Origin of the sequence: Nonomuraea sp. NPDC004580, assembly GCF_040609855.1 — a bacterium.
Taxonomy (GTDB): Bacteria; Actinomycetota; Actinomycetes; order Streptosporangiales; family Streptosporangiaceae; genus Nonomuraea; species Nonomuraea salmonea.
Map to the genome: position 1 here is coordinate 19,220 of NZ_JBEXLH010000086.1, position 12,604 is coordinate 31,823.

12 protein-coding genes are annotated in these 12,604 nt (G+C 72.4%); 8 read left to right on the forward strand and 4 right to left on the reverse strand.

The genetic code is table 11. From position 1 onward, the window contains the following. Positions 1–9: 9 nt before the first annotated feature. Entirely contained in the window at positions 10–783 is a 774-nt protein-coding gene (locus ABZW11_RS42860; RefSeq protein ID WP_355431121.1) for a SigB/SigF/SigG family RNA polymerase sigma factor, read from the reverse strand. Between the two features lie 690 nt (positions 784–1,473). Between ABZW11_RS42860 and ABZW11_RS42865 the strand changes: the two genes are divergently transcribed. From ABZW11_RS42865 to ABZW11_RS42885, 5 genes are all read left to right on the forward strand, one after another. Then, positions 1,474–3,045: an ATP-binding protein gene (locus ABZW11_RS42865; protein ID WP_355431124.1), complete on the forward strand. Its 1,572-nt coding sequence runs from the start codon at positions 1,474–1,476 to the stop codon at positions 3,043–3,045. Between the two features lie 96 nt (positions 3,046–3,141). Beyond that, positions 3,142–3,576 (forward strand): roadblock/LC7 domain-containing protein, encoded by a 435-nt coding sequence (locus ABZW11_RS42870; RefSeq protein ID WP_345405856.1) that lies wholly within the window; start codon positions 3,142–3,144, stop codon positions 3,574–3,576. A gap of 122 nt (positions 3,577–3,698) precedes the next feature. Further along, positions 3,699–4,037 (forward strand): DUF742 domain-containing protein, encoded by a 339-nt coding sequence (locus tag ABZW11_RS42875; protein ID WP_355431152.1) that lies wholly within the window; start codon positions 3,699–3,701, stop codon positions 4,035–4,037. Next, positions 4,018–4,626, forward strand: a complete 609-nt coding sequence (locus ABZW11_RS42880; protein ID WP_355431127.1) for an ATP/GTP-binding protein — start codon at positions 4,018–4,020, stop codon at positions 4,624–4,626. Before ABZW11_RS42875 ends, ABZW11_RS42880 begins: the two co-directional genes overlap by 20 nt. A gap of 53 nt (positions 4,627–4,679) precedes the next feature. After that, positions 4,680–5,933 (forward strand): cytochrome P450, encoded by a 1,254-nt coding sequence (locus tag ABZW11_RS42885; RefSeq protein ID WP_355431155.1) that lies wholly within the window; start codon positions 4,680–4,682, stop codon positions 5,931–5,933. 48 nt (positions 5,934–5,981) lie between these two features. Here ABZW11_RS42885 and ABZW11_RS42890 read toward each other — a convergent pair whose 3' ends face one another. Then, positions 5,982–7,199 carry a cytochrome P450 gene (locus ABZW11_RS42890; protein ID WP_355431130.1) on the reverse strand — a complete coding sequence of 406 codons (1,218 nt, stop codon included), beginning with the start codon at positions 7,197–7,199 and terminating at the stop codon, positions 5,982–5,984. 89 nt (positions 7,200–7,288) lie between these two features. Beyond that, positions 7,289–9,763, reverse strand: coding sequence for a tetratricopeptide repeat protein (locus ABZW11_RS42895; RefSeq protein ID WP_355431133.1), 2,475 nt, complete (start codon positions 9,761–9,763; stop codon positions 7,289–7,291). A gap of 175 nt (positions 9,764–9,938) precedes the next feature. Between ABZW11_RS42895 and ABZW11_RS42900 the strand changes: the two genes are divergently transcribed. Next, on the forward strand, positions 9,939–10,394 hold the full coding sequence (locus ABZW11_RS42900) for a carboxymuconolactone decarboxylase family protein (RefSeq protein WP_355431137.1): 456 nt from the start codon (positions 9,939–9,941) through the stop codon (positions 10,392–10,394). A gap of 52 nt (positions 10,395–10,446) precedes the next feature. Further along, positions 10,447–10,893, forward strand: coding sequence for a DUF1801 domain-containing protein (locus tag ABZW11_RS42905; protein WP_355431140.1), 447 nt, complete (start codon positions 10,447–10,449; stop codon positions 10,891–10,893). Positions 10,894–10,975: 82 nt separating this feature from the next. Here ABZW11_RS42905 and ABZW11_RS42910 read toward each other — a convergent pair whose 3' ends face one another. After that, on the reverse strand, positions 10,976–11,521 hold the full coding sequence (locus ABZW11_RS42910) for a TetR/AcrR family transcriptional regulator (RefSeq protein WP_355431143.1): 546 nt from the start codon (positions 11,519–11,521) through the stop codon (positions 10,976–10,978). Between the two features lie 92 nt (positions 11,522–11,613). Here ABZW11_RS42910 and ABZW11_RS42915 point away from each other — a divergent pair, with 92 nt between their 5' ends. Continuing rightward, complete coding sequence (locus tag ABZW11_RS42915) at positions 11,614–12,507, forward strand: TIGR03564 family F420-dependent LLM class oxidoreductase (protein ID WP_355431146.1); 894 nt, start codon at positions 11,614–11,616, stop codon at positions 12,505–12,507. Positions 12,508–12,604 lie beyond the last annotated feature (97 nt).

The window sequence follows — 12,604 nt, forward strand, 5'->3', positions numbered from 1 at the left end:
CCGGCGCGCTCACTCCGACAGGGCCGTGCGCAGCTGGGTCAGCACGGCCCGCAGGATGCGGGAGACGTGCATCTGGGAGATGCCGAACTCCTTGGCGATCTCCGACTGCGTCATGTTGCCGTAGAAGCGCATGAGCAGGATGTTCTTCTCGCGGGCCGGCAGCGCGTCGATGAGCGGCTTGACCGCGTGCTTGTCGAGCAGGGTGTTGAGCGACTCGTCCTGCGCGGGCAGGAAGTCGCTCAGCTCGGCCGCGTCGTCGTCGCCGTTGTTGACGGGGGCGTCCAGCGAGAGCGTGCTGTACGCGGTGGAGGCCTCCAGGGCGAGCAGGACGTCCTCCTCCGAGATGCCCATCTTCGCGGCCAGGTCGGCCACGGTCGGGGAGTGGCCGAGGGTCTGGGTCAGCTCGGCGGTCGCCTTGTTGAGCTCGATGCGCCGCTCCTGGTAGACGCGCGGCACCCTGATGGCCCACGTACGGTCGCGGAAGTGGCGCTTGACCTCGCCCATCATCGTGATCATGGCGTAGCCCCTGAACTCGTGGCCGAGCTCGGGGTCGTAACCGTTGACGGCCTTCATCAGGCCCACGTACGCGGCCTGGCGCAGGTCCTCCATCGGCTCACCGCGGTAGCGGTAGCGGCGGGTGACCTCGTTGACCAGTCCCTCGTGCATCTCCACCAGGCGCTCGCGAATGCGGACGGCGTGCAGTTCGGAGATCTGGGGGTCGGCCAGCTCGGCGAGGAGCTCTTCGGCGGTGAACTGCTCGAGTGCGGGGTTCAGGACGGGCATCTGCTGCTCCAGAAGGTGCGGCGGCCTCGCCTGAGAACACAAAAAGCCCAGGCAGAGGCACGCTTCATTCGCGTGTGACGAAGCCCTCTGCTGGACTTCGAGATCAAGGATGCCCGCAAAACACCCGTCAATCACCCAAAATCGGTAACGAAAAGGTCACGACTAGGTCTCTGTCAAGACTCGCCCAGGTGGGAGCGGGTGGGCGCCGTGGTGCGGATGTGCGCGTGAGAAGGGGGTTTGGCGCCGCCCCCTTCCCGTGCGTGAGCAGAGGGGCGGCGCCGCACGGTGTTGTTCCCGGAAGCACCAAGGCTCACACCAGCCACGCCCGCCAATTGACACGATTTTCGCCAAGAAGTGAATGATCTTGGCAGAAATGCCCGAAATATCCGGAATGACGTTCTCCTAAGGGCCCCTGCGAGGGGAAGGCGAAAGATATTCATAAACGCTGTCGAAGGCGTGGGGAATGGCGGGGAATGTGAATGATATTCGTCGATGATGCATTCCCTGGGATTGGCGTGGCGGAAATGCCGTTAAGGGGTCCACGCCATTTGCAGGGATGCTACGGTTTGTACCTGATCCCGTGCGGACAGTACCGCGCGGCACATCCCGGAAAAGGCTTGCCGCCCCCCGCATCGGCAGGTCGATGCGCCTGCGGTGCCTGGCCGTCAACACCCCACGAGGACCTGATTGATGTCAGTACACGCCTCCAAACGCCCGCGGTTCCAGACCTCGCCCATGGGGCGGGCCCTGCTGTACTTTCTCGCGGCGGCGCTCATTTCCAGCACCGCCTGCGGCTGGCTCATCACCCGGATCCCCGCGGAAGGCAAGACGCTCGTGGGAGTGGGCAGCGGCGGCGCCGTCGCGCTGTTCTCGATCGCGGTGGCCGTCGCCGCCTATTGCTCGACGACCGCACGCGAGTCGCGCGACCGGCTACGCCGTACCGACGCCGCCACGAGCCTGCTTCAGGAGGAGCTTGAACGCCTGACGCACGAGATCCTGCCCGCGCTCGGCCACCGCATCAGGAACGGCGCGACCGTGCCAGGGGTGCTCGCCGAGATGGGCCAGCCGTCCCACCCGGCCACTCAGGCGCTGGTGCAGTCGCTGGCGCAGACCGTGGAGGGGGAGCGGCAGCGGCGGGCCGCCGCCGTGGCCGCGTGCACGGCCATGGAGGCCGAGCTGGGCAGGCTGGCGGACGAGCAGCTGCCCGCCCTGCTCGCCCGGCTGCACGCGGGCAAGGGCGTGGGCGAGCCGGCGCTGCCCGACGAGTTGCAGCCCAGCCAGAAGGCCGTGCAGCGGCTGTGGGAGGAGATCGCCCGCGAACTGGAGGACGGCAACCGCCAGGGCGTCGCCGCGATGGCGTCCTGCGCCGAGGCCGCCGCCCGCATCCAGGCGCAGGTGACCGGCCTGCTGGGCCGGCTGCGCGAGCTGGAGGACGAGTACGGCGAGCACGAGGCCGTCTTCGCCCACCTGCTGGAGATGGACCACCGCATCTCCCAGATGGGCCGCCTGGCCGACAACATCGCGCTGCTGAGCGGCGGGCGTTCCGGGCGCCGCTGGACCAAGCCCATCTCCATGGAGAGCGTGCTGCGCGGCGCGGCCGGCCGCATCGGCGCCTTCCGCCGCGTCCAGCTCCACTCCACCAGCACCGCCGCGGTCGTCGGCTACGCCGCCGAGGGCGTCATCCACGCGCTCGCCGAGCTGATCGACAACGCCGCCAAGTTCTCGCCGCCCGGCACCGCCGTGCACGTGTACGTCGAGGAGGAGGACGCCGGCGTGGTGGTCACCATCGAGGACAGCGGCCTCGGCATGCGCACCCGCGAGCGCCGCCTGGCCGAGAGCCTGATCAGCCGCCCCCTCGACCTGACCACGCTGTCGGGCACCCGGCTCGGCCTCGCCGTGGTGGGCCGCCTGGCCGGCAAATACGGGCTGACGGTCAGCTTCCGCCCGTCGGCCAGGGGCGGCATCGGCGTGGTGGTCCTGATCGCCCGCCGGCTCGTCGTCTACCCGCCGGTCGACGACGACGCGCCGGGCCGCCTCGACCCGCGCGCCGAAGAGCCCGTGCCCGCCCGGCACGCCGCGCCGCCACCTGGCGAAGGGCCGGACGCGTACCTGCCGAAGAGGCCGCGCGGCGGCACCCTCGCCACCGCGCAGCCGCTGCCCGCGCAGCCGCCGGCGCGGATGCGCGACCCGCGGGCCGCCGCCGACCGGCTGGCCGCCTTCCGCAGGCAGCGGACGTCCCCGGCGGACGACGACCTGACGTGACGACCCGCCGTACCGGGCACACCACCCTGACCTCTTCCCCGCAGCCGCGATCACCGATGGGAGGCAAGGGGCACGCCCGCGAGCCCCGCCGTACCGATGAGCTCCAGAGATTCCTTGAGTGCCGCCGAGCACGACCTCGGCTGGTTCCTGGGCGACCTGCGCGACAACACCCCAGGGATCAGGCACGTGCTGGTGCTGTCGCGCGACGGACTGGCGATGTCCGGCGCGCCCGGCCTCCATCCCGACCAGGCCGACCAGCTCGCCGCCATCGCCGCCGGCATCCAGAGCCTCGGGCTGGCCGCCTCGGGCGAGTTCGGCGACCGCAGCGGGTTCGGGCAGGCGCTGCTGGAGTTCGGCGGCGGCATGCTCGTGGTCGTGCCGGCCGGTGAGGGGGCGCACCTCGCCGTGGTGGCGAGCGACGACGCCGACGTCGGCGTGGTGGCGCACAACATGAACGAGGTGGTCGAGCAGATCGGCCGGCTGCTCACCGCGCCGCCACGCGAGCCCGCGCACAAGGGCGGTCACGCATGACCGAACGCCGCCCGCCCGGCCCTGACGGCCCTGGCCCGTACCGGCCGGGGGAGCCAGGCCCCGGCGGCCCCGTCCCTCGGCAGCGCCGCGCACCGGGCGCAGCCGCCGGGCGCGGGCGCGCGCTGGACAAGGAGATCCCCGACCGGCTCTACACCATCACCGGGGGCCGCGCGCACGCGGGCACCGACGCGTTCGACACGGTCACCCTCATCGTCGCCGAAGGCGACCCCCGGCCCGGGATGCAGTCGGAGCACGTACGGATCCTGCGGATGGCCCGGCGGCCGGTGGCCGTGGTGGAGATCTCCGCCCGGCTCGCCCTGCCGGTCAGCGTGGTGAAGATCCTGCTGTGCGACCTGCTGGACAGCGGCCACATCACCGCCCGTCACCCGGTCGCGGCGCGGGCCTCGGTCCCCGACATCGCAACCCTGGAGCAGGTGCTCATTGGACTCCGCAACCTTTGACGAGCCCGGCACGTCGCTGCCGGCCACCGCGACCCACGCGTTCAAGATCGTGATCGTCGGCGGGTTCGGCGTGGGCAAGACCACCATGGTCGGCGCCGTGAGCGAGATCAGGCCGCTCAGCACCGAGGAGATCATGACGCAGGCCGCGGCCGGCATCGACGACGTCAGCCGGGTCACCGGCAAGCGCTCCACCACGGTGGCCTTCGACTTCGGCCGCATCACGCTCGACGCGCACCGGGTGCTCTACCTGTTCGGCGCGCCCGGCCAGCAGCGGTTCTGGTTCCTGTGGGACCAGCTGTTCAGCGGCAGCCTGGGCGCGGTCGTGCTGGCCGACACCCGCCGGCTGGAGGACTCGTGGTACTCCATCGACCGGCTCGAAGCCCACCGCGCGCCGTTCGTGGTGGCCGTCAACCGGTTCGGGCCGGGCCCGGGGCTCGACCGCATCCGCGACGCGCTGACGCTGCCCGCCGAGGTGCCGCTGCTCGACTGCGACGCCCGCGACCGCGAATCGTGCAAGAACGTCCTGATCACCCTCGTCCGGCACCTGCTGTGCCGGCATGCCCCATCGCCGAGAAAGAGCACGCCGTGACCGACCTTTCCCCGCCCGAGCATTACCCGTCCACCGGCCACCGCGCCGACCCGGTGCTCGCCGCCGGCCACCCCGAGCACGCCGACGCCGTGCGGCTGTACGGGCCGGCCATCGCCGAGGACCCCGGCACGCTCTACCAGCAGCTGCGCCGGCAGGGCAACGTCGTGCCGGTGCTGCTCGACGGCGACCTGCCGGCCTGGTTCGTGCTGGGCTACCGGGAGGTGCACCACATCACGGCCAACCCGCAGTGGTTCGGCCGCGACTGCCGCCGCTGGAACATCTACGACCGGCTGCCCGCCGACTGGCCGCTGATGCCGTACGTCGGCTGGACCCCCTCGGTCATGTACGCGGAAGGCGGCGAGCACCAGCGGCGGGCCGGCGCCATCGGCGACGCGCTCGACGCGGTCAACCGCATCGACCTGATCGCCACCTGCGAGCAGGTCGCCGACCGGCTGATCGACGCCTTCGCCGGCGACGGCCGCGCCGACCTGATCACCCAGTACGCCTACGAGATCCCCGCCCGCATCGTGGCCCGCCTGTACGGCCTGCCCGACGGCGACATCCCGGCGCTCGTGCAGGACGTCTTCGACTCCCTCGACGTCGGCGACAACGCCGTCACCGCCCACCAGCGCCTGCACGCCAGGATGGCGCAGCTCGTCGCCGACAAGCACGCCCGCCCAGGCCCCGACGTGCCGTCGGCGCTGCTCGCCCACCCGGCCCGGCTGTCGGACGACGAGATCGTCATCGACCTGCTCGTGGTGATGGCCGCCGCGCAGGCGCCCACCAGCAACTGGATCGGCAACACGCTGCGGCTGATGCTGGTCGACGACGAGTTCTCGGTCACGCTGCAGGGCGGGCGCAGCAGCGCCGCGCAGGCGCTCAACGAGGTGCTGTGGAAGGACACCCCCACCCAGAACTTCATCGGCCGCTGGGCGGTGCAGGACTGCAACCTCGGCGGGCGCCGCATCCGTAAGGGCGACCTGCTGGTGCTGGGCTTCTCGGCGGCCAACACCGACCCGAACGTGCAGCCGGGCACCCACGGCGACTCCACCACCAACCGGGCGCACATGTCGTTCGGGCACGGCGAGCACGGCTGCCCGTTCCCGGCGCCGGAGCTGGCCGAGATCATCGCGCGGACGGCCGTGGAGGTGCTGCTGGACCGGCTGCCCGACGTGACGCTGGCGGTGGCGGCCAAAGACCTGCGGTGGCGGCCGTCGCTGTGGATGCGCGGGCTGTTCGGGCTGCCGGTGGTGTTCACGCCGACGTTGCCGCTGGTGCCGGCGGCGGCCGGGCGGCGCGGCGCGTAGCACCGCCCGGCGCCGCCTGATCAGGCGGCGCTCGTCAGACGGCGCTCGTCAGGCGGCGGGGGTGAAGCGGACCCGCAGCGAGGCCGGGCCGCGGGTGAAGACGCCCTGCTCGCCCGGCTCGGAGTCGCCGGCGAGCCGCAGGCCGGGCATGGCGTCGAGAAGCTGGTTCGCCGCCACCTCGACCTCGGTCTTGGCCAGCAGCGCGCCCACGCAGAAGTGCCTCCCTAAGGCGAACGCCAGGTGCGTGGCGGCGGCCGAGAACGCGGTCGACTCCTCCAGCTCGCGGCGGAAGATGTCGAACGCGTCGGGATCGGCGTAGTGCTCCTCGTCCCGGTTGGCGGCGCCGATCAGGCACGTCACCGTGCTGCCCGCGGGCACCACCCCGCCGCTCAGCTTCACGTCCTGGGCCGGCTGCCGCATGATCATGTGGACCGGCGGCGAGTGGCGCAGCGTCTCGGCGAACGCCCGCGCGATCAGGCTCCGGTCGCGCCGCACCGCTTCGAGCTGGTCGGGATGGCGCAGCAGCTGCGCGAACAGGCTGGCGATGCCCTTGTCGGTGGTCTCGCCCCCGGCGGTCAGCAGCAGGCTGCAGAACGCCTTGATGTCCTCGTCGCTCATCCTGGTGCCGTCGATCTCCGCCCGGCACAGCGTGGACAGCAGGTCGTCGCCCAGCCGGGAGCGCCGCTGCCGGACGATCGGGATCATGTACGCGGCGAACTCCTCACGGGTGCGCAGCCCTCGCTCGGTGACGCCAGGGTCCTGGCTGAGGTTGCCGAGGAAGGCGATGATCGAGGTGTACCAGGCGTGGAAGCGGTCGTGGTCGGCCTTGTCGAGGCCGAGCATGTCGACGATGACGTTGATGGGGAAGCGGGTGGCGAACTGCGCCACCAGGTCCGCCTCGCCCGCGTGCCGGAAGCCGTCGATGAGCTCGCGCGCGTTGCGCTCGATGACCGGCAGGAACGTGCGGCGCAGCTCGGCGCCGCGGAACGCGGGCACCACCAGTGCCCGGCGCACCGCGTGCTCGCGGCCGCTCATCTGCAGGAACGTGCGCCCGTGTACGGGCTCCAGCTGCCAGTCGTAGTTGGCGGTGGTGAACACCTCGTCCTTGAAGGCACGCTCGACGTCCTCGTACCTCGAGATGATGTAGCTCTGGATTCCCTCGTGCCACAGCAGTGGCGCCTCGTTCCGCAGGACGCGGTAGGCGGAGTACGGGTCGGCCATGAACTCCGGGGAGAGGATGTCGGGCGTGTTGACAGGCGCGGTCATGACGCTCCCTCGCTACGCGGTCGTTACCGGCAGGGCCGCCCTTCACCCTAGGTCGCGGCTTCCGTACGGTACAGAGTCCCCGAGGTGACTCAGGCGCCAAGGTCGAGGTCCTGCCTGATCGCCTCACTCGCCGCGCGGTGCTCGGCCGCGGCGGCCGGATCGCTGTCCGCCAGCACGGCCGCGATGCCCTCGTGGGCCAGCGCCTCCTTGTGCCGGTGGCCCATCCGCGCGGCCAGGTCGAGCGCCTGGCGGTGCAGCCGCAGCGCCTCGCCGGGCAGCCCGGCCTGCCGGCAGGTCTCGCCGTACCCGTCGAGGAAGTGCACCTTCCACTGCTCCTCGAACAGCTCGTCCAGCAGCGCGAACGCCTGCCGGTGGCTGGCCAGCGCCTCCTCGTGGCGTCCCATGCGGCGCAGCGCGACGCCCAGGCAGTTGAGGCACCACGCCTCGTTGTGCCGGTGACCGTCGCCCCGGGCCAGGTCGAGCGCGCGGCGCAGGTGCTCGGCGGCCTCGTCGGGCCGCTCGTCTGCCAGGGCCATGCCGAGCGTGATCAGCGCGGTCAGCCCGGCCGGCCATGCGGGGTCGTCGTAGGCGACCGCCAGCACCTCGCGGGCCCGTCTCGCGGCCTCCTCGCGGTGGCCGAGCTGGAGCATCGCCCACGCCTCGTACGCGGTCGCGTGCGCCGCGCCCTCGGCGCAGCCCGCCCGCTCATACAGCTCGCGGGCCTGCCCGAACAGCGTGAGCGGCGGGTCGCCCCTGCCGTCCTCCCAGCTGAGGTAGCCGCGGCGCATGAGCAGGTCGGCCTGGGAGCGCAGGTCGCCCGCCTGCGCCACCAGGGGCGCCGCCGCCTCGTACGCGGCCGCCGACTCCGCCATCCGGCCCGCGTTGTAGCGGGCGAAGCCCAGGTCGCTGTGCGCCTCGGCGAGCTGCCACGGATCGCCCAGCCGCTCGGCGGCCGGCACCGTCCGCTCGAACAGCAGGTTGAGGTGGGTCGTGCCGCAGCGGCGGGCGAAGTACGCGCGCATGAAGCGCGGCAGCTCGCAGGCGTGGGCGTCGGCGCCGGTGGCGATCGCCAGCTCGAAGGCGCCCATCAGGTTGGGGTACTCGGCGGTGAACCAGGCGAGCGCGGCGTGCTTGCCGGTGAAGGGGGGCAGCGCGGCCGGGGCCGGGCCCGCGGTGGCGGGGCGGCTGCCGGAGGCGTACGGCATGGCCGCGTCGGCGGCGGCGGCCGCGTGCACGTAGTAGTCGAGCAGCCGGCGCAGCGCCTGCCGCCGGTCGGCGGAGGAGTCCTGCTCCTCGCAGGCCCTTCGCGCGTGCTGGTGCACCAGGTCGTGCAGAGTGTAGCGGCCGGCCGCGGGCTGCTGGACGAGGTGGGCGTCCAGCAGGTCCTCCAGCATCGTGCGGGCGTCGCGCAGCGGGAGGCCGGACAGCGCGGCGGCCACGTACTCGTCGAAGGACGACCCGGACAGCAGGCCGAGCAGCCGGAAGAGCCGGCGCTGCGCCCGGTCGAGCTGGCGTACGGACATCGCGAGCGCGGTGTCGAACTCGCTGCCGCCCTCCGCCAGGCGCTCGGCCAGCACCCCCACCGTCCACCCGGGACGGTGCCGCAGCCGCGCGCCGGCCAGCCGCAGCGCCAGCGGCAGGTGCCCGCACATGCGCAGCACCTCGGCCGCCGACTCGGGGTCGCGGGCCAGCCGCCCGTCAGGGCCCGCCGGGTCGCCGCTGGCGCGGGCCAGCAGCTCGGCGCTCTCCTCAGGCGTCAGCACGCCGAGCGAGACCGGCGGCACCTCCTCCAGGCCCAGCAGCCGGTTGCGGCTGGTGACCAGCGCGACGGACGGGCCCGCGCCCGGCAGCAGCGGGCGTACCTGCTCGGCGTCGGCGGCGTTGTCGAGCACCACGACCGCGCGCAGCCCGGCCAGCTCGGCCCGCCAGCAGGCCGCCAGCGGCTCGATGCCGCCCTCCTGCGGGATCTTCTCCGAGGCGACGCCGAGCGCGGACAGCAGCGTGCGCAGCGCGGGGTCGGGGCCGAGCGGCTCGCGCCCTTCGGTGAAGCCGTGCAGGTCGATGTAGAGCTGGGCGTCCGGATAGCCGGCGGCGAGCCGGTGCGCGGCGTGCACCGCGAGGCAGGTCTTGCCGACGCCCGCCATGCCGTCGATGGAGACCACCCGGCCGGCGTCCACGGCGGCGAGCACGGCGGCCAGCTGCTCCTGCCGCCCGGTGAAGTCGGGCACGTCGCGCGGCAGGTCGTTGCGCGGCGGGTGCGCGGCGCCGGCGGGCGGCGCGGGCGGGTGCACCTGGCGGGTGGCCTTCGGCGGGGCGGGCAGCGGGCTGGTGGCGCGTTCCCACAGCGGCCGGAGCTGGCGCGGGTCGCGCTTGACCAGCCGGCACAGCTCCACCACGGCGGGCCACGGCGGCACCGACTGGCCGGAGAGGTAGCGCGACAGTGACGAGGAGCTGAGCCCGGTGTCGCGGGCGAGCGCGCGCACGCCCCGCTTGGACAACTCCTGGATGAGCCGCAGCCGGGCGGCCAGCTCGTCCCTGGGGTCCGCCGCCGTCCGCTGATGCACCGTATGACCGCCTTTCTGTCCCATCGCGCGGCAAATCTAGCGGAACGGATCTCCGCAGGCCAACGCCGTCGCGGCTGTCCCACGGTGTCCCACGGGCATCGTGCCGGGACGCCGGTACGGCTGTGATGGAGTCATCGCCCCGGCCGACGGGGCCGGCAGCAGGAAAGGAACCACCATGCAGCCCCGAATGAAGAACCCCGCCTTCGTCCTCCCCGGCGCGACCGACGGCATCCAGGCGCTGTTCAAGGCCGTGCACTCCGGCGGCGTTGACGCGACCACGCTGGAGCTGGTGCACCTGCGGGCCAGCCAGATCAACGGGTGCAGCGCCTGCGTCGACGCCGGTGTGAAGACCGCCCGCAAGGCCGGGGTGGACGAGGACCGGCTGGCCACGGTCGCCGCCTGGCGGGAGGCGCCGTACTTCACCGACGAGGAGCGGGCCGCGCTCGCGCTGGCCGAGGCCGCCACGCGGCTGGCCGATCAGGCCGACGCGGTGAGCGACGAGGTCTGGGACCGCGCCGCCACCTACTTCGACGAGAAGCAGCTCGCCGCGATCATCCTGATGGTCGGCGTCACCAACCTGTTCAACCGGCTCAACGCGAGCACCCGTCAGATCGCGGGCGCGTGGGGCTGAGCCTCCATACTGTTCCTCACTTTTCATATCTGTTCGGAAAGGACCCATTGTCATGGCCACCAAGAGCACCACGAGCTACGAAGGCTTCACCGAGGAAGAGCGCGCCGCGATGAAGGAGCACGCGCAGGAGCTGAAGAAGGCGGCGCGGCGCGGCTCGAAGGCCAAGGCCGACGGCGAGGCGGACGTGCTGGCCAAGATCGCCGAGTTCCCCGAGGGCGACAGGGAGCTGGCCGAGCGCATCCACGCCATCGTCAAGGAGAACGCGCCGCACCTGACCTCCAAGCTCTGGTACGGCCAGCCCGCCTATGCCAGGGACGGCAAGGTCGTCTGCTTCTTCCAGCCCTCGTCCAAGTTCAAGACCCGCTACTCGACCCTCGGCTTCAACGACGCCGCGAGCCTCGACGACGGCGTCATGTGGCCCTCGGCCTACGCGCTGACGGGGCTCGACGCCGGCACTGAGGAGCGGATCGCCGAGCTCATCCGGCGCGCGGCCGGCTGACCGCCCCGCGAGCGGCCCGGCTCGTGAGGAGCCGGGCGCCGCTCCGCCGGCGGCGTCTCAAGCGTTTCCGGCCGGTGGGCGGCTACGGCTCCTGGGGAGCCGTGGCCCGCAGGCCGTCGAGGACGACCGTGGTGAGCGGGTCGTCGAAGCGCGAGGCGGGGCGGCAGACGGTGGCGTACAGCACGCCCACGGCCTGCTCGGGAGTGAGGTCGCGGCGCATCGAGCCCTCCTGCTGCGCCCGCCCGGCGATCTCCGCCAGCAGCTCGCTGACCTCGTCCCAGAGCTTCGCGCAGGACGGCGGCACCGGCGCCGACCCGGCGAGCGACGCGATCAGCGCCAGCGGCTGCCAGGCGCAGTAGTTCTTCACGTCGAGCAGCAGCGCCCAGTACGTCTCCGGCTGCTCCTCCAGCCGGCTGCGGATGTGCGTCCGCAGCCCCTCCAGCGTGATCTCCGCCAGCTCCTCCACCATGGCCCTGCGGTCGGGGAAGTGGCGGTAGAGGGTGCCGACGCCCAGGCCGGCGGTCTGGGCGATCTCCTCCATCGAGACGCCGGGCCCGCGCTCGGTGAACAGTTCGAGCGCCGTCATCAGGATGCGCTCGCGGTTGCGCCGCGCATCGGCCCGCATCATCTGTCCATCCCCTCAACGTGAATCCTGGATTCAGGTTAGTGTACCGTCCAAGAGCGGAACCGGAATCTCCACTTCACGTTAGGAACGCCAACATGAAACTGGGCATCGCCCTGGCCACCGGCGGCGCGGACCTGGACACCCTGCTGGAGCAGGTGGGCGCCGCCCGCAGGGCCGGGTTCGAGAGCGCCTTCTTCAACCAATATGCCTCGCTCGACGCGATCAGCGTGGCGGGCCTGGCCGGCCGGCTGAACCCCGGCATGGAGGTGGGCACCGGCGTGGCCATCACCTACGCCAGGCACCCGTACGCGATGGCCGAGCAGGCCCTCGCCGCGAACGCCATCAGCGGCGGCACCTTCACCCTCGGCCTGGGCCCGAGCCACCAGCATTTCGTGGAGACCATGTACGGGGTGCCGTACGAGCGCCCGGCCGTCCACGTCCGCGAATACCTCACCGCCCTGCGCCCGCTGCTGCGCGGCGAGCCCGTCGACTTCCAGGGCGAGACGCTGTCGGTCACCGGCCAGATCCCCGCGCCCGGCGCCGAGCCCCCGCCCGTGCTGATCTCCGCGCTCGGCCCCGTGATGCTGCGCGTCGCCGGCGAGCTGGCGGACGGCACGATCCTCACCTGGGTGGGCGCCCCGCTCGTCGGCGACTACATCGTGCCCCGCATCACCGCCGCCGCCGAGGCGGCCGGCCGGCCCGCGCCGCGCGTGGTCGCCTCCACCATGGTCTGCATCACCTCCGACCCCGACCGGGTGCGCGGCGAGCTTCAGGCGCAGATGGGCTTCGCCGGCGACTTCGCCTCCTACCGCGCCGTGCTCGACCGGCAGGGCCTGTCGGGCGTGCACGAGCTGCTCATCGCCGGGGACGAGAGCGAGGTGGAGCAGGGCGTCGAGAGGTTCGCGTCGGCCGGCGCCACCGACCTGACGATCATCCCGATGGGCACCCCGGAGGAGCAGGCCCGCACCTTCGCGTTCTTCAGCCGCTGACCCACCCGCTGACAGAGATGATGTAGGTGAGCACCTCCCGCCAGTCCTGACCCACCCTCTGACTGACCTCGGGTCTTCAACGGGATCTGTCGGTCTG